The organism is Micromonospora alfalfae, assembly GCF_022230925.1.
In the GTDB taxonomy this organism is placed as follows: Bacteria; Actinomycetota; Actinomycetes; order Mycobacteriales; family Micromonosporaceae; genus Micromonospora; species Micromonospora alfalfae.
Window position 1 is genome coordinate 141,975 of sequence record NZ_JAKKFH010000019.1, and the last position, 16,476, is coordinate 158,450.

Annotated in this window: 17 protein-coding genes; 7 read left to right on the forward strand and 10 right to left on the reverse strand. The window is 71.8% G+C overall.

Going from position 1 to position 16,476, the window contains the following annotated elements:
* Positions 1-639 carry a TetR/AcrR family transcriptional regulator gene (locus MED01_RS16660; RefSeq protein ID WP_238669481.1) on the forward strand — a complete coding sequence of 213 codons (639 nt, stop codon included), beginning with the start codon at positions 1-3 and terminating at the stop codon, positions 637-639.
* Between the two features lie 19 nt (positions 640-658).
* Here MED01_RS16660 and MED01_RS16665 read toward each other — a convergent pair whose 3' ends face one another.
* The gene (locus tag MED01_RS16665; RefSeq protein ID WP_238669482.1) at positions 659-1,408 is read right to left on the reverse strand and encodes a DUF8817 family protein; all 750 of its coding nucleotides are present in this window, start codon (positions 1,406-1,408) and stop codon (positions 659-661) included.
* A 166-nt stretch (positions 1,409-1,574) separates the two neighbouring features.
* Here MED01_RS16665 and MED01_RS16670 point away from each other — a divergent pair, with 166 nt between their 5' ends.
* Genes MED01_RS16670 through MED01_RS16685 form a run of 4 tightly spaced genes read left to right on the forward strand, consistent with a single transcriptional unit; the run spans position 1,575 to position 4,820 of the window.
* A complete protein-coding gene (locus tag MED01_RS16670) occupies positions 1,575-2,501 on the forward strand; it encodes a hypothetical protein (protein ID WP_238669483.1) in 927 nt (308 codons plus the stop codon).
* Complete coding sequence (locus MED01_RS16675; protein WP_238669484.1) at positions 2,498-2,950, forward strand: ABA4-like family protein; 453 nt, start codon at positions 2,498-2,500, stop codon at positions 2,948-2,950. The genes MED01_RS16670 and MED01_RS16675 overlap by 4 nt, the downstream gene beginning before the upstream one ends.
* A 5-nt stretch (positions 2,951-2,955) precedes the next feature.
* A complete protein-coding gene (locus MED01_RS16680) occupies positions 2,956-4,197 on the forward strand; it encodes a sensor histidine kinase (protein WP_238669485.1) in 1,242 nt (413 codons plus the stop codon).
* Positions 4,194-4,820, forward strand: coding sequence for a response regulator transcription factor (locus MED01_RS16685; RefSeq protein ID WP_238669486.1), 627 nt, complete (start codon positions 4,194-4,196; stop codon positions 4,818-4,820). Before MED01_RS16680 ends, MED01_RS16685 begins: the two co-directional genes overlap by 4 nt.
* Before the next feature lie 3 nt (positions 4,821-4,823).
* Here MED01_RS16685 and MED01_RS16690 read toward each other — a convergent pair whose 3' ends face one another.
* Positions 4,824-5,540, reverse strand: a complete 717-nt coding sequence (locus MED01_RS16690; protein WP_238669487.1) for a YoaK family protein — start codon at positions 5,538-5,540, stop codon at positions 4,824-4,826.
* 70 nt (positions 5,541-5,610) lie between these two features.
* Between MED01_RS16690 and MED01_RS16695 the strand changes: the two genes are divergently transcribed.
* The gene (locus tag MED01_RS16695) at positions 5,611-6,291 is read left to right on the forward strand and encodes a GntR family transcriptional regulator (RefSeq protein ID WP_238669488.1); all 681 of its coding nucleotides are present in this window, start codon (positions 5,611-5,613) and stop codon (positions 6,289-6,291) included.
* On the opposite strand, the gene MED01_RS16700 is transcribed toward MED01_RS16695, so the two are convergent.
* The 8 genes from MED01_RS16700 to MED01_RS35760 form a co-directional block, all read right to left on the reverse strand.
* Positions 6,288-8,078 carry a gamma-glutamyltransferase family protein gene (locus MED01_RS16700; protein WP_238669489.1) on the reverse strand — a complete coding sequence of 597 codons (1,791 nt, stop codon included), beginning with the start codon at positions 8,076-8,078 and terminating at the stop codon, positions 6,288-6,290. The genes MED01_RS16695 and MED01_RS16700 overlap by 4 nt on opposite strands.
* The gene (locus tag MED01_RS16705; RefSeq protein WP_112589347.1) at positions 8,075-9,076 is read right to left on the reverse strand and encodes an ABC transporter ATP-binding protein; all 1,002 of its coding nucleotides are present in this window, start codon (positions 9,074-9,076) and stop codon (positions 8,075-8,077) included. The genes MED01_RS16700 and MED01_RS16705 overlap by 4 nt, the downstream gene beginning before the upstream one ends.
* On the reverse strand, positions 9,073-10,089 hold the full coding sequence (locus tag MED01_RS16710) for an ABC transporter ATP-binding protein (protein ID WP_238669490.1): 1,017 nt from the start codon (positions 10,087-10,089) through the stop codon (positions 9,073-9,075). Before MED01_RS16710 ends, MED01_RS16705 begins: the two co-directional genes overlap by 4 nt.
* Positions 10,086-10,973, reverse strand: a complete 888-nt coding sequence (locus MED01_RS16715) for an ABC transporter permease (protein ID WP_091399349.1) — start codon at positions 10,971-10,973, stop codon at positions 10,086-10,088. Before MED01_RS16715 ends, MED01_RS16710 begins: the two co-directional genes overlap by 4 nt.
* Positions 10,970-11,926: an ABC transporter permease gene (locus MED01_RS16720; RefSeq protein WP_238669491.1), complete on the reverse strand. Its 957-nt coding sequence runs from the start codon at positions 11,924-11,926 to the stop codon at positions 10,970-10,972. Before MED01_RS16720 ends, MED01_RS16715 begins: the two co-directional genes overlap by 4 nt.
* Before the next feature lie 6 nt (positions 11,927-11,932).
* Positions 11,933-13,609, reverse strand: a complete 1,677-nt coding sequence (locus MED01_RS16725) for an ABC transporter substrate-binding protein (protein ID WP_238669492.1) — start codon at positions 13,607-13,609, stop codon at positions 11,933-11,935.
* 117 nt (positions 13,610-13,726) lie between these two features.
* A complete protein-coding gene (locus tag MED01_RS16730; RefSeq protein ID WP_238669493.1) occupies positions 13,727-14,938 on the reverse strand; it encodes an MFS transporter in 1,212 nt (403 codons plus the stop codon).
* Positions 14,939-15,088: 150 nt separating this feature from the next.
* Positions 15,089-15,670, reverse strand: a complete 582-nt coding sequence (locus tag MED01_RS35760) for a TetR/AcrR family transcriptional regulator (RefSeq protein ID WP_308193492.1) — start codon at positions 15,668-15,670, stop codon at positions 15,089-15,091.
* Between the two features lie 64 nt (positions 15,671-15,734).
* Here MED01_RS35760 and MED01_RS16745 point away from each other — a divergent pair, with 64 nt between their 5' ends.
* Positions 15,735-16,430: an NAD(P)-dependent oxidoreductase gene (locus MED01_RS16745; protein WP_238669494.1), complete on the forward strand. Its 696-nt coding sequence runs from the start codon at positions 15,735-15,737 to the stop codon at positions 16,428-16,430.
* Positions 16,431-16,476 lie beyond the last annotated feature (46 nt).

Genomic DNA, 16,476 nt, shown 5'->3' on the forward strand with positions numbered 1-16,476 from the left:
ATGGACAGAGTCAAGCGGCCCGACAAGCGAGCCGAGCGCTCCCGCCGCACCCGCGAGAAGGTCGTCGAGGCGGCTCGCGAGCTGTTCATCGCGCAGGGCTACGGGGCGACGAGCCTGCAGGAGGTCGCGGACCGGGCGGGCGTGGCCGTCCAAACTGTCTACTTCGTCTTCCGCAACAAGCGCACGCTGTTCAAGGACGTCGTCGATACGTCCATCGCCGGGGACACCGAGCCGGTCGCCACAATGGATCGGGAGTGGTTTCGCGCCGCGTGCGCCGAGCCCACCGCAGCCGGGCAATTGCGCGCGCACGTCCACGGCACCCGCGAGATCCTGGGCCGGGTCGCCCCGATCATGCCGCTGATCGCGGCTGCCGCAGCCACCGACCCGGAGATCGCCGCACAGTGGCCGGACGGCCCCGACCCGCGCTACACGGTGCAGTACGCGGCGGCCGAAGCCCTGGTCGGCAAGCCCGACACCCGTCCCGGCCTCTCCGTCGAGATGGCCGCGGACCTGCTGTTCGGCCTGCTCAGCCCGCAGCTCTACCTGATCTTCGTCCGCGACCGCGACTGGTCACCGGACGCGTGGGAGGAGTGGGCCCGCACCGCCCTGACCTCCCAACTCTGCACCGACGGCGCGTGAGGCGCGGGGAGGTCAGGGGTCAGCTCGGGTCGGGCCACCACGGTTCGAGGAGGGTGGGGTCGGCGACGTACTGCGCCACCTGCGTCCGCTGCTCCGGGGTCAGGGACAGCGCCCGGAGTCGGGCACCCCACTCAGGCACCCGGTCGGCCTTGCCCAACGCGGTTGCCAGCTCGATCAGGCCGGCCAGCGCCGTCGCCCGCTCGACCACCGGGGCGTCCTCGGCGCGGCGGCGAATCCCCGAGTCGAGCGCCCGGTAGGCCGCCCGGTCGTCCATCTTGAACTCGCGCAGGATCCGCGCGTTGTCGAGCACCCGGGCCAGCCCGTCAAGCTCCTGCGACCCGCCGTACTCCACCTCCATCGGCTCGTCCCGCTGGATGAACACGATGGTGTTGCCCGACGGGTCGACGATGCTGAACCGCGACGCCCCGGCGCGGTAGCGGGTCATCCGGGGAAGGCCCTTGACGAGCACCTTGCCGTAGCTGCGGCGCATCGCCTCGGTGAACACCGCGTGGTACGACGCCACCGCGTCCACCATCACCAGGCAGCCGCCGGAATGCTCCTTCGCCGGGTCCAGGTCCTTGGGCGCCGGGCCGTAGTGCAGCTGGAACCCACTCCAGGTGAAGGCCAGGTACACGTACGGCTTGAGCTGCTCGTAGGCCACCTCGAAGCCGAGCGCCCGCCAGAACGCCAGGGTCTCCTCCGGGGCCGGGCAGTGCAGCAGCGGCACTGTGGTCTCGTTCGGTTGGACACGGTCCGCATTGGTCGTCATCGTCGATCCCCGTCCGGTCGGCAGGCCGGCCATTGTGCCAGCACCACCGAGCGACCTCGACGGGTTTCGTCTCCTACCCAGGGAGGAGGCGGGCTCCGACCAGCGGCCGCAACCGGGGCTCGGGGTCGGACGCGATCGGCGGACGCGGCTACGACCATCTACAGACATGACTACCGTTGTGCGCCGGGCGACGCGCTGGAACCGCCCACTGATGTTCCTGGTATCCGTGATGGCGGTGCTCACCGTCATCACCGTGGTCGGCATCCTCGTCGACTCGCGCGTCCTGACCGGGGCGCCGATCTGGCTCAAGCCGTTCAAGTTCGCCGTGTCGTTCGTGCTCTACGGCGCCACGCTCGCCTGGATGCTCTCCCTGCTGCCGCGACGCAGCCGAGCCGTCGAGAGGGCGGCCGTCGTCATCGTCGCGGTGGCGGTCGTCGAGAACGCGGTGATCGTCGGTCAGGTGATCCGCGGGCAGACCAGCCACTTCAACGACAGCACCCCGGTGAACACCGCGCTGTTCGCGGCGATGGGCGCGGCGATCATGGTGCTGTTCTTCGCGCACCTCGTCATCGGGATCGTGGTCCTGATCCAGCGGATCCCCGATCGGGTCGCCGCAACCGCCGTCGGATGGGGGCTCGGCCTGTCCCTGCTGGGCATGCTCGCGGCGGTGCCGATGGCGCTGCCGATGCAGGACCCGGGGATCGAGGGCATCGGTGGGGCGCACAGCGTCGGCGTGCCCGACGGTGGGCCGGGGTTGCCACTGGTGGGATGGAGCACCACCGGCGGTGACCTGCGGATCGGGCACTTCGTGGGGCTGCACGCCCTCCAGGCCTTGCCGATCCTGGCGATCCTGCTGAGCCGGTTCGCGACACGGTTGAACGAGCGCACCCGCGCCCGGCTGCTGGTCGTCGCGGGCGGCGCGTACGGCGTACTCACAGTGCTGTTGACCTGGCAGGCCCTGCGCGAACAGCCGCTGCTGCGGCCGGACGCCGTCACGCTCGCCGCGCTCGCGGCACTGGTGGTCGCGACGGCGAGCGCCACCGGCCTGGTGCTGGCCCGCCGACGTCGCCCGGAACTGGCGCTGGCCGCGTGACCGCGACGCTGTTCTCCCTGACGTTCGCGGTGGCCGCGCCGTTCTGGGCGCTGATGATCCTGCTGCCGCGTTGGTCGTGGACCGCCCGGATCATCGCCTCGCCGCTGATCGTGGCGCCGGTCGTGGTGATCTATGCGCTGCTGGTGCTGCCGGCGTTCGGCGACGTGCTGCCGGCCGTGGGGTCGCCGACCTTGGCCGGGGTGCGCGACCTGCTCGGCACCTCCGACGGGGCCGCGGCGGGTTGGGCGCACATGATCGCGTTCGATCTGTTCGTCGGGCGGTGGGCGTGGTTGGACAGCCGCGATCGGGGGGTGCCGGCGCTGGTGATGGCTCCGGTGCTGCTGCTGACCATCCTGCTCGGACCGCTCGGTCTGGCCGCGTACCTCGCGGTCCGGACCCGGTGGCGGCGGCCGGCGGCCGTCGCCACCGGCCCGCAGCACCTAGGCTGACCACCGTGAGCTGGCCGGGGCGACTGTTCGACGTGCGGGACACCCTCGTGCGGATGGTGCTGCTCGATCTCAGCGGGCTGTGCTACCTGCTCTTCGTTCCGCACTCCACCAGCACGCCCACGACACCACAGTGGATCCTCGCGGTGCTCGCGTTCGCCGTGGCGCTGGCGGCGCACCGTCGACCGGTGGTCAACCTGGTGGCGCAGGCCGCCCTGCTGACTGTCGCGATCTGCCTGGTCGACGACTTCACCATCAACCAGGTTGGCGCGAGTTGGGCACTGCTCGAGATCACCATGCGGGCGCGCCGCCCCCGGACCATCTGGCTGTCCGCCGTGCTGCTGGTGGTGGTGGACCTGACCGACTCGGTCGGCGACACGGCCCGCCAGGTCGCCTCGGGCGTCGTCGGCCTGGCCCTGGAGGTCGGCGTGCCGGTGCTGCTCGGCCTCGTCATCCGCGCCAACCGGGAGCTGAGTCGGCAGGCCGTGGAACGGGCCGTGGCCGAGCAACGCCAGCACGAGTCGGAGAGTCGCGCGGCCCGCGCCGACGAACGCAGCGCCATCGCCCGCGAGCTGCACGACGTCGTCGCGCACCATGTGGCGTCGATGGTGCTGCGGGTCGGCGTGGCCCGGCACGTGCTCACCGACCTGGACCCGCGGGTGGGCGAGGTCTTCGACGACGTGCACGGCACCGGCACTGCGGCCCTCGCGGAACTGCGCCGGCTGGTCGCGGTGCTGCGCAACCCCGACGGGGTACGCGGCGACGCGGCGCTGACCGCCATCGAACCGTCCGCGCTGCCGGCGGCGATCGGCGCGTCCATCGACCGGGCCCGGCAGGCGGGTGTCACTGTGGAGGCCGATCTCGACCCGGCGATCGATTCACTCGACGCGGTGCGCGGCATGGCGGTGCTGCGGCTGACCCAGGAGGCGCTGACCAACGTGGCCAAACACGCGGGGACGTCGGCGCTCGCGCACCTCGTGGTCGCTGTCCGGGACGGCTCCGTGCACTGGGAGGTCGCCGACAACGGGCGCGACGGGGTGCCGGCGGGCGTGCCGGTCGGTGGCGGGCACGGCATCACCGGGATGCGCGAGCGTGTCGAGGTCCTCGGCGGCCGGTTGGAGGCGGGCCCTACCGGCACCGGATGGCGGGTACGGACCGTCCTTCCGGCAGTGGCCGCCGCCGCGCCGGTCGGGTCGGTGCCCCGCGAGCGGGAGGCCCCGGCCGGGTCGCCCGCGCCGGAGCCGGCGTGATCCGGGTGCTGCTGGTCGACGACCAGCACCTCATCCGGGCCGGGCTGCGCATGCTCTGCGACGCCCAACCCGACATCGAGGTCGTCGGGGAGGCCGACAGCGGCCGGGAGGCGATTCCGCTGGCCGGGCGGCTGCTCCCCGACGTCGTCGTCATGGACCTGCGGATGCCCGGTGTCGACGGGATCACCGCGACCAGCCGGATCCTCGCCGAACGCCCCGCCACCCGAGTCCTGGTGCTGACCACGTTCGGCGACGACGACCACCTCTACCCCGCGCTGACCGCGGGAGCGTGCGGGTTCCTGCTGAAGGACGCGCCCCCGACCGAGCTGCTGGACGGCATCCGCCGGGCCGCCGTCGGTGACAGCCCGTTCAGTCCGGAGGTGCTGCGTCGCCTCGTGCAGCGCGCGGTGCACGCCCGCCCGGGGTCACCGCCGGCCCTGCCGGGCCTGACCGCCCGGGAACGGGACGTGCTCGACCTGGTCGCCGAGGGCCTGTCCAACACCGAGATCGCCGACCAGCTCCACATCGGTGTCACCACCGTCAAGACCCACATCACCAGCCTGATGACCAAGACCGACAGCCCGAACCGGGTACGCCTGGCCCTGTTCGCTCGCGGCGTCTGACGCTCACGCCCGCATCCGCGCGGACACGGCGATGACGAGCACCAGCGGCACGATCAGCAGTGCCGGGGCGACGACCGGCAGGTGCACGGCGACAAGGGCGCCGACCGCCGCGCCGACCATGAGGGCCAGCAGCACCTGGGCCTTGGGGCGCAGGCTGGCCCACGGGCTGCGGGCGGCGACCCCGGCGATCAGGCTGGTGAGCGTGCCGGTCAGGTACGTGGAGGACAGGCCGGACACCCCGAAGCGTTGGATCGCGCTGCTCTGCACACCCAGCGCGACCGCTGACAGCATCAGCAACGCCAGGTGGACAGCCGCGTCGGGGGTGTGCAGGGTGACCTCCCAGACGACGGCGAACACCACGAACACCGACAGCTCCAGGACCAGCGCCCAGGTGACCCGCCGGGGCCAGACCGGATCGTCGGGCTGTGCCGAGCCGACGACGCGGGCGCCCGCGAGGACACCGACGATGAAGCTGGCGATGGCGCAGCCCGACGTCAGAGCCAGGTCGGCTTCGCCCCGGCCGGCCGAGAGCCCGAGCAGGACCATGTTGCCGGTCATCACGCTGGCGAAGGCGCCGCCGAGGGCGAGGAAACCGAGAGCGTCGGCGCTCCCGGTGAGGAAGGTGAGGACGACGACGAGCGCCTGCCGTCGCCGCAGCAGGCGCTCGTCTCGGCGCGGGGCGACGTGGGGGTGGGTGACGCGGGGCGCTGTGCTCGACACTGTCGGCCACCTTCCAATAATTGTTCTTCGTATACACTTTGTCCGGACACGTTCACGGAGAGGCAACCAGGTGGCTGAAGACCTACGGGACAAGCTGGGCGCGCAACACCTGCCGCTACGCGATCAGGTCCTCGCCGCGCTGCGGACCGCCATCATCGACGGCGACTACCTTCCCGGAGAACGGCTGACCGAGGACCGGCTCGCCGAGGACTTCGGCGTCTCCCGCAACCCGGTCCGGGAGGCGCTGCGCGTCGCCGAGGCGGAGGGGTTCGTCGTGATCCTCCCCCGCCGGGGAGCGGTCGTCGCCTCACCGAGCAGCGGGACCATCGCCGACATGTTCGCCGTGCGCCAGCGGCTGGAGACACTGGCCGCCCGGCTGGCCGCCGAGCGGGCCACAGCAGCCGACGTGGCGTCCCTGCGCGCCCTGCTCGACCAGGGCCGCGAGGCGACGCAGCGCCACGACCTGGCCCGCGTCGCCGAACTGAACAGCACGCTGCACCTGCGCATCCTCCAGATCAGCGGAAACCCCTGGCTGTCGTCGATCGCCAAGTCGCTCTACCTCCATGTCCAGTGGGTCTTCCGGCTCGGCGCGGCCGAACGCGCGCCACACTCGTGGGCCGAGCACATCCAACTCGTCGACGCCATCGAGTCGGGCGACGGTGACCGCGCCGAGCGGGCCGCGCTCGACCACCTCGACGCGGCATCCGCAGCGGCGTACGAGAACGCCGAAGGCGGCTACGGCGCCCGCTAACGACCGCACGCGTAGCCCTGCATCCCCCGGGGGTTCGCACCGGCCGCCAGCACGCCCGTCGCCGGATCACGGGTCACCGCGCAGAGCCGACCGAGGCTCCACCCGTCGGTGACCCGCACCTCGTGCCCGTACGCCCGCAGGGCCGCCAGCACACCCTCGTCGAGCCGGTCCTCCACCACCAGGACACCGGGCTCCATGTCGCGGGGATAGAACGACCCCGGCAGGCTGACCGTGTGCCACGCCGGCGCGTCGATGGCCTCCTGAAGGCTCTGCCCACCGACGAGGTGCCGCAACAGGAACGGCAACTGCCACTGGTCCTGCTGGTCGCCACCGGGGGTGCCGCAGGCCAGCACCGGCTCGCCGTCGCGGTGCACCATCGTCGGGCTCAACGTCGTACGCGGGCGGCGGCCCGGCGCCAGCGACGAGGCGAGCCCCTCCTCCAGCCAGAACATCTGCAACCTGCTGCCCAGCGGAAATCCCAGCTCAGGAATCGTCGGGGAACTCTGCAACCAGCCGCCGCTGGGCGTAGCGGAGATCATGTTGCCCCACCGGTCGACCACGTCCACGTGACAGGTGTCGCCCCGGGTGACCCCGTCAGACTGGACCGTCGGCTCTCCCGTCGTGGCATCCGTCGGCCCGGTACGCCGACCGGCACCGGGTCGGACGTGGGCGGGCAGGCGCGGCTGCGCCCCGTCCGGGTGCCCCGGCCGCAACTCCGCCGACGCGCGATCGCCGATCAGGGCGGCCCGCTCCCTGGCGTACTGCGGCGAGAGCAGCGCCTTGGCGGGCACGTCGGCCCCGTCGCCGTACCAGGCCTCCCGGTCGGCGAAGGCGAGCTTGAGCGCCTCGACCTGGGCGTGCACGCCCGCCGCGGTCGCCGGGTCGTACGCGCCCGGGTCGTCGAGCGCGTCCAGGGTGGCCAGGGACTCCAGCAGCACCGGGCCCTGACCCCAGAAACCGGTCTTCGCCACCGAGTAGCCGTGCCAGTCGAGGGTGGCGGGCGTCTCCCAGCTCGCCGAGTACGCGGCCATGTCGTCGCCGGTGACCAGCCCGGCGTTCGGGCGGCCACTGGAGTCCTGGAACGGCCGCCGGCTGAACGCGTCGATCGCCTCGGCGACGAAACCCGTGCTCCAGGCCCGGCGGGCGGCCTCGATCTGGGCCTCCCGGTCGGCACCGGCCGCCCGTCCCGCCTCGACGAGTCGGCGCAGGGTGTCCGCGTACGCCGGGTTGGTGACCAACTCCCCCGCGGCCGGCGGTCGGCCGCCGCGCAGCCAGAGCGCGGCGGAGGTGGGCCAGTGTTCCTCGAACAACGACCGGACGGCCGCCACCGTGTCACCGACCCGGCCCACCAGCGGGTGCCCGGCGGCGGCGTAGCCGATCGCCGGCTCCAGCACCTCGGCGAGGGTGAGCGTGCCGTGCTCGCGCAGCAGCAGGAGCCAGGCGTCCACCGCGCCGGGTACGGCCGCCGCGAGCGGCCCGGCGCCCGGGATGAGGTCCATTCCGAGGGACCGGAAGTGCGCGATGGTGGCACCGGCCGGGGCCGGGCCCTGCCCGCACAGCACCTTCGGTCGGGGGTCCCGTGCGGTGGCCACGATGGTCGGCACCTCGCCGCCCGGCCCGTTCAGGTGCGGCTCGACGACGTGCAGGACGAAACCGGCGGTGACCGCGGCGTCGAAGGCGTTGCCCCCGCGTTCCAGGATGCCCATCGCCGACTGGCTGGCGAGCCAGTGGGTGGAGGACACCATGCCGAAGGTGCCCTGCAACGTGGGTCGGGTGGTGAACGTCATGACAACACCTCACTGGGATCTGCGGTACGAACGTCGGGACCGGTGCCGTCCGGCCGGACCAGGTGACACGCGGCCATGCCGTCGCCGATGGCGGTCTGCGCCGGCACCTCCGTCGCGCACCTGTCGAAGGCGAGCGGGCACCGGGTCCGGAACCGGCAGCCGGACGGCGGGTCGAGCGCGGACGGCAGGTCGTCGCCGAGCAGCACCGGCTGACGGTGGCGCTGACGCACCGGGTCGGCCACCGGCGCGGCGGAGAGCAGCGCCTGCGTGTACGGGTGTGCGGGGCGGGCGAAGATCCGCTCGCGGCTGCCGGTCTCGACCAGTTGACCGAGGTACATGACAGCGATGTCGTCGGCCAGGTACTCGACAGCGGACAGGTCGTGGGTGATGAAGAGGCAGGCGAACCCGATGTCGCGTTGCAGGTCGGCGAGGAGGTTGAGCACCGACGCCTGCACTGACACGTCGAGCGCGCTGGTGGGTTCGTCGGCGATGAGCAACATGGGCTCGGAGATCAGGGCCCGCGCGATGCTGACGCGTTGGCGTTGCCCGCCGGACAGCTCGTGGGGGTAGCGGCGGGCCACCTCGGCGCGCAGGCCCACCCGTTCGAGTTGGGGGGCGACGCGGGCGTCCCGCTCGCGCCGGGAGATCCTCTTGCCGGCCAGCCGCAGCGGCTCGGCCACGATCTCGCCCACCAGCATGCGCGGGTCCAGTGACGCGGCCGGGTCCTGGAAGACGATCGACACCGCGCCGCGATGGGGACGCAGCCGCCGTCGGGACAGGTGGGTGACGTCGGTGCCCGCGATCCGGACGGTTCCCGCTGTCGGCTCGACGAGCCGCACCACGCATCGGCCCACTGTCGACTTCCCGGAACCGCTCTCGCCCACCAGGGCCGTGACCCGGCCTCGCGGGATGGTCAGTGACACCCCGTCCACGGCACGCACCGGGCCGAAGTGCATCACCAGGTCCGCGATCTCCAGGGCGTTCGGCTGCGGTGTCATCGGTTCGCCTCCTGAGCTGCCGTCGGTGCCGTCGCGCAGGGGTGCCAACAGGCAGCGACATGGTCGGTGCCACCGACGTCCTCCAACGGCGGGGCGGCGGCCCGGCACTGCTCGTCGGCGGCCGGGCAGCGATCCGCGAAGGTGCAGGCGTCGGGTTGGCTGGCCAGAACGGGCACCAGCCCGGGGATCTCGGTCAACCGGTCGGTGCCGGCGTGCCGGCCCGGCTGCGGTGACGCCGACAGGAGCCCGGCCGTGTACCGGTGCCGGGGCTGGGCGAACAGGTCGTCCGCCGGCGCCCGTTCCACCACCCGGCCCGCGTACATGACGACGACGCGGTCCGCGATGTCGGCGATCACGCCGAGGTCGTGGGTGATGATGAGGACGCTCGTGCCGAGCCGGTCGCGCAGGTCCCGCAGCACCTGGAGGATGCCGGCCTGGACGGTGACGTCCAGCGCGGTGGTCGGCTCGTCGGCCACCAGCACCTTCGGGCCGCAGGCCACCGCCATCGCGATCATCACGCGCTGGCGCATGCCACCGGAGAGTTGGTGCGGATAGCTGTCGACCCGCTGGGCTGCGGACGGGATCCCGACGAGCGTCAACAGTTCGACGGCGCGGGCCCGCGCCGCCCGTCGGGACATTCGTTCGTGGACCTGGAGCACCTCCCCGATCTGCCGCCCGACGCTGAGCACCGGGTTCAACGACGTCATCGGCTCCTGGAAGATGTAGGCGATCTCCCGGCCACGGACCCGGCGCAGTGCCGACTCGCGGGCCCCGACCAGTTGGGTGCCGTCCAGGCGGACCGACCCGGTGACCCGGGCGCTGCCCGGGAGCAGCCCGGCGAGGCTCATCGCTGTGACGCTCTTTCCGCACCCCGACTCGCCCACCATCCCGACGATCTCCCCGGCTGCGAGGTCAAGGCTGACCCCGTCGACCGCCGAGACGGTGCCGGTCTCGGTCGGGAACGACACCGACAGGTCGCGGATCTCCAACACGGGCGCGGAGGCGGTGGTCATCGCCGGTCTCCCTTCGGGTCGAGGGCGTCGCGCAGGGCGTCACCGAAGACGTTGAACGCCAGCGCCAGACCCATGATCACCACGCCGGGGAAGACGGCGGCCCACGGTGCGCGGGCGGCGAACTGCTGGGCGGTGGCCAGCATGGTGCCCAGACTGGGCGCCGGGGGTTGGATGCCGAGGCCGAGGAAGGACAGCACCGCCTCGCCGAGGATCGCGGCCGGGATGGCGACAGTGGCCTGCACCAGGATCACCGAGGTCGCGTTGGGCAGGATGTGCCGGGCCAGCACCCACAGGTCGCTCGCGCCGTCCACGACGGCCGCCGCTACGAAGTCCAGCGACTTGAGGCGCAGCGTGTCCGAGCGGACGACCCGGATCACCCCGGGGATCTGGGCGATGCCGATGGCCACCGCGGCGTTGCCGAGGCTGGCGCCCCGGATGGCCGCCAACCCCACCGCCATGATCAGAAACGGGAACGCCAGCAGCAGGTCGGTGAAGCGTGAGATCACCGCGTCCCAGGCCCGGAAGTAGCCGGCGGCCAGCCCGAGCGGCACCCCGATGACCAGTGACGTGGCCACCGCCAGGAGTCCGACCTGCAACGACGCCCGCGCGCCGAGCATGATGCGGGAGAGGACGTCCCGACCGAGGTCGTCGGTGCCCAGCAGGTGCCCGGCGGTGCCCGGAGGCGCGAACGTACGGGCGAAGTCGGTCTGGTCGACCGAATAGGGCGCGAGCCAGGGCGAGAGCAGCGCGATGACGCCCGCCAGCGCGAGCACGACGAAGCTCACCACGGCGAGCGGGTTGCGCCGCAGCCGCCGCAGCACCCGGGTACGCCGGGTGATGCTGGCGGTGCCGGTCTCCGCCATCGGTACGGTGAGGACGGTCATGCCGGATCTCCCGTCACCCGGATGCGTGGATCGATGACCGAGTAGAGCAGGTCCACGAAGAAGTTGATCACGATGTAGGCAGCCGCGGTGAGCAGGACGACGGCCTGGATCACCGGGTAGTCCCGTTGGAACACCGCGTCGATCGTCATCTTGCCGAAGCCCGGCAGCCCGAAGATCTGTTCGGTGACGACAGCGCCCGAGATCAGCCCGCCGAGTTGGAGACCCACGACGGTCACCACCACGATGAGGCTGTTGCGCAGGGCGTGCCGGGTGATGACGGCGCGCGGTCGCAGGCCTTTCGCCTTCGCCGTCCGCACGTAGTCGGAGGAGAGCGAGTCGAGCATCGCCGACCGGGTCTGTCGCATGATGATGGCGGCCAGGCCGGTGCCGAGGATCACCGCCGGCAGGACGATGTGGTGCAGGTTGTCCACGGGGTCCTCCAGGATCGGCACGAAGCCGGAGGCGGGGAAGAGCCCGGTCGCCACTGACAGGTAGAGGATCGCCAGCAGCCCCAGCCAGAAGTGCGGCACCGACAGGCCGATCAGGGCCAGGCCGTTGGCGAGCCACTCCGCCGGGCGTCCACGACGGACCGCCGCGAGCACCCCGGCGCCGACGCCCAGCGCCGCCGCGATGAGGATCGCCAGGACGGACAGCTCGACTGTCACCGGCAGGGCGGTCGTGAGCATCGACGAGACCGGGGTGCCGGTGCGGATGGACACCCCGAAGTCACCCTGTGCCATGCGCTCCACGTACTGGGCGAACTGCACCGGCAGCGGCTGGTCCAGCCCGTAGTGCCGCCGGATGGCCTCCAGGGCCTCCGGCGACCGGTCCTCGCCGGCCAGGGCGAGGGCCGGGTCGCCGGGCAGCGCCCGTACGCCGACGAAGACCACTATCGTCGACATCAGCAGGGTCAGCGCCGACTGCCAGGCGCGGGTGAGCAGATAGCGGGCCACTACTGCCTACTTGCCGAAGCCGGCGAAGGCCGCCCGGATCACGCCGTCCGGGTAGACCTGCAGGCCCTGGATCTGCTTGCTGACGGCGGTCAGGTTGCGCTGCCGGTAGAGGTAGATCAGGGCGTCGTCCTGCTGAAGCAGCGTGACCGCCTGCCCGTACAGCTTCTTGCGCTCCTCGACGTCGCCGGCCTGCCGGGCCTGGGTCAGCAGAGTGTCGAGCTGCGGGTTGCTGTAGCCGGCGACGTTCTGGCTGGCGCCGGTGCCGACGAAGTTGGTGATGTTGGCGTCCGGGTCGATCCGCCCGCTCCAGCCGAGCTGCAGCAGCTCGAAGTTGCCACGGTCCTGCTCGTCGAGGAGCGACGAGTACTCCACCGGGTTGATCTTCAGGTCGAACCCGCCGTCCTTGACCATGGACTGCAACGCCTGGGCGAGGCGCAGCGTGTCGGGCGTGTTCGAGGCGAGCATCGAGACCGGGTACGGCGTCTGCACGCCGGCCTCGGTGAGGAGTTGCTTGGCCTTGGCGGGGTCGTGCGCCGGGCAGGTCTGCGCCTCGGGCGACGAGAACGGGCTGGCGGGTGAGATGGGCGAGCAGGCGGCGGTGTGCACTCCGTTGAAGACCGCGTCGACAAGGGCCTTGCGGTCGATCGCGTGCTCGAAGGCCTGCCGCACCTTGGCGTTCTGGGCGAGGGGGCGGTTGATCGGCTTGGGGGCGGTGCCGACACCGTCGACGTTGCCGACGTTGATGGTCAGGCCCTGGTAGCCGAGGGACTGTGACTGGAGGACGGTAAGCGCCGCGTCCTGCCGGAGCGAGGCGACGTCCTGGGTGGAGACGGAGTCGGCGACCTGGGCGTCGCCGGAGCGCAGGTTGGCGGCGCGGATGCTGGCGTCGGTGAGGATCCGCCACGAGATGGCGTCCAGGTGCACCTTGCTCGCGTCGTAGTAGTTGGGGTCCCGCACCACCTCGATGGAGTTCTGCGGCACCCGCTTGGCGAACTTGAACGGGCCGACGCAGACCGGCGCCGAGGCGAAGTCGTCGCCGAGGCTCTGCAACGCCTTGGCGCTCATGATCATGCCGGCCCGGTCGGCGAGAGCCCCGAGCAGCGGCGCGAACGGCTGCTTCAGCCGCAGGACGACGGTCTGCGCGTCCGGGGTGTCGACGCCGTCGATGGGACCGAGTTCGCTCTTACGCGCCGACCGCTCGTTGGTGAGGTGGCGTTGCAGGGTCGCCTTCACCGCCGCCGAGTCGAACGCCGTGCCGTCGGCGAAACGCACACCGGGCCGCAGCGGAATGGTCACCGTCCGGCCGTCGCCGCTCGTGGTGGGCAGGGCCGTCGCGAGCTGCGGTACGACCTGCGCCTGCTCGTTGACGTCGTAGAGCTTCTGGCACATGGCTTGGAAGACGTAGCGGGAGTAGAGGCTTCTCGACAGCGTCGGGTCCAGCGCGTCGGGCTCGGCGGAGAGGGCGATGACCAGCTTGCCGCCCTGCTTCACGGCGGCGGGGTCGGCGGGCGTACCGAAGGAATCCTGGCCCGCCGCCTGGTCGCCGCCGGACGGGTCGCCGCCGTCGTTCTTGGACACCGGTGAGCAGGCGACGACCGTGCAGACGACGGCGGCCGCCGCCACGGCGGCCCGGAGCACCCGGCGGCGGGGCAGGTTCGTGTCGCGGACGGAGAGGTTCGTCATGGAGAGCTCCTCGAGTGGGCGATTCGGGGAGCGTATGTTGTATACGATGACCGCCGCAAGACCTCAGTGAATGGCTCGCCAGGCACCCCGGGCACCCTGAACAGGCCCGGCCGGTGATCAGTTCGCGGGCCGGGTCCGGCCGCCCCGAACCAGGCTGAGCAGGACGACCAGCGCGAGCACCGCCACCACCACGCTGAAGACCTCGCCGGCCGGGCGCAGCCCGATCGTCTGGATCAGCAGACCGACCCCGACCGCCGGCACACCGAGCATGGCGAACAGGATGGCGAAGAACGTCGACACCGTCTCGGCCCGGTGCCGCGGTTCGGTCTTCATCGTGATCGTCGCGATGCCGTCGCCGACCGCCACCCCGGACGCGACCCCGATGATCGCCGCGCTGATCAGCAGCGTCGCCAGCAACGTCATCCACATGCTGAACGCCAGCAGGCCCGCCCCCACCACCAGACCGACGCAGGCGCTGGCCAGCGCGGCGCGCGAGGACAACACCCGGGTCAGCAGCTGACCGAACGCCGCGCCGGTGAACGCCACGAACACCACGAGCGCGGCCAGGGTGTGTGAGGTCTCGTGCAGGACCATGCCGAGGAAAAGCCCGCTCACCGACGTGAGCACCCCGAGGGCGGCGAAGCCCGCGCCAGCGGTGATCGCCGAGCGGACGAAGGCGCCGCGGATGCTCGCCGGCACGTACAACCGCTGCACCCGCACCGTCACCGGCGAACGTTCCCGGACCGTCTCCGGCACCCCGCGCAGCGCAACGATCGCGATCAACGCCAGGATCAGCACGATCACCCAGGGCAGCCGCAGCGGTTCGGGTGCCACGTCCGACACGATCCCGGACAGCAGGGTGCCGGTGGCCAGGCCGCCCAGGTTCGCGAAGATCGACACGGTGGCGGCACGCTTCGGGTGCCGAGGGTCGATCAGCTCCGCCAACGCCGCCGTCGCCGTGCCGATGATCAGCGCGGCCGACAGCCCGGCGAGGATCCGACCCACGATGATCATCGCCAGGTCCACGGCGGCGAGGAACACGGCGTCGGCGGCGACCGAGAGCAGCAGCGCGATGAGGATGACCGGGCGTCGACCGATCTGATCGGAGAGCCGACCGAAGACCAGCAGCCCGACGACGACTCCCAGCGCGTACAGCGCGTAGACCACTGTCACTGTCAACGACGCGAAGCCGAATTCCTCCTCGTAGAGCGGGTAGAGCGGCGTCGGCACCGTGGTGCCCACGAGCGTGATCCAGAACGCGAACGCGACCCGCACCGCGCCGGACGTCGACCGAGGCGTCGCGCCCCCGGCGCGGCTCGCGTCGGACATGACCAGTCTCCCCGGGATCGGACCCCTGCCTGCGCGCCGCCGACTCCCGCACCCTCCGAGTCGCGGCTCCCTGCCCGCGTACAGCATGGGTCTCGACCTTGGCGGAGATGCGGTAACAGCCCGAAACGACCAGATCAGGTGGCCGCGCGCTCAGCCCAGGGCTCGGCCGGACAGGGCTGCACGCAGCGCCGGCCCGAAGACCCGCCGGACGTCGACCGGTGAGAGCCCACCGATCGAACGGATCGGGTTCAGGTAGCGCGTGAAGATCAGCCCACCGAGCACGCCGACAGCGGCGGTGGCGCGTCGCGTGGCGTCGGGCCCGCCGAGAAATTCAGCGATGCGGAGGCGTAGCTCACCGTCCAGGTAGTCCCGCAGGGCGCGCATCGTGTCGTCATCCTGCACCGCCATCCGGCTCTGCACCGGCCCGGTGGCGTCCCACAGGCCGGTGACGGAGTCGAGCAGGCGGTCGGCCAGCTGGTCCCGGTCGCCCCGCAGAGCCTGGTCGAGCGCGGTGGGATCGACGCACAGCAGGTTCAGCGACTGACTGAAGAGGCCCTGCTTGGAGCCGAAGTGGTAACTGATCAACGCCGAGTCGACGCCAGCGGCGGCGGCGATGGCCCGAACCGTCGTGCCCGGATAACCGTGCTTCAGGAACAGCTCGCGGGCGGCCTCGGCGATGCGGGCCTTGGTGTCGGGGTTGCCGCGGGGCCGACCCCGCGTTTTATTCAACACGGTTGAATAATGCTCTCCCCCGCTGGCACGGTCAACGCCGTCAACCACAGCGAGGAGCGAACACATGCGCACTGTCGTCTTCGGCGCCAACGGCCCCACCGGCCGTCAGATCACCGGGCAGGCCCTGGCCGCCGGCCACGAGGTCGTCGCGGTCACCCGCCGCCCGCACGCCGTACAACCCCGCCCCGGCCTCACAGTGGTCAGCGCGGACGTCGCGGACCCCGACGCCGTCGACCGGGCCGTGGCCGGCGGCGACGCCGTCCTGTCCAGCCTGGGCGTCCCCCTCACTCCGAGGCCGATCACCGTCTACTCCCGGGGCAACGCGAACATCATGGCCGCCATGCACCGCCACGGGATCAAGCGCCTGATCACCGTCAGCTCCAGCGTGCTGGACCCCACCTGGCGCCCGACCGGCGAGTTCTTCTTCAACAACGTGCTGGACCCGCTGTTCAACCGCAGGGCAGGCCGCACCGCGCACGAGGACATGCGGCGGATGGAGTCCCTCGTTCGTGACAGCGACCTGGACTGGACCATCACCCGGCCGTCCGGGTTGTTCGACCACCCGACCGTCACCCGCTACGAGGTGGCGCAGGACGTCGCGGACGGCCTGTTCACGGCGCGCGCGGACCTGGCGGCGAGCATGGTGGCGCAGCTGACCGATGACCGGTACGTCCGGCGGGCGATGGCGGTGATCACCACCGAGGTGAGGCCGAGCATCGCCGGTCTGATCTGGCGCGAAGCCGTCATGAAGAAGAAGTGACCCTCCCCGCCGGTGGGGACGCGGTGGGAAGCGGCCCGCGCCGCGC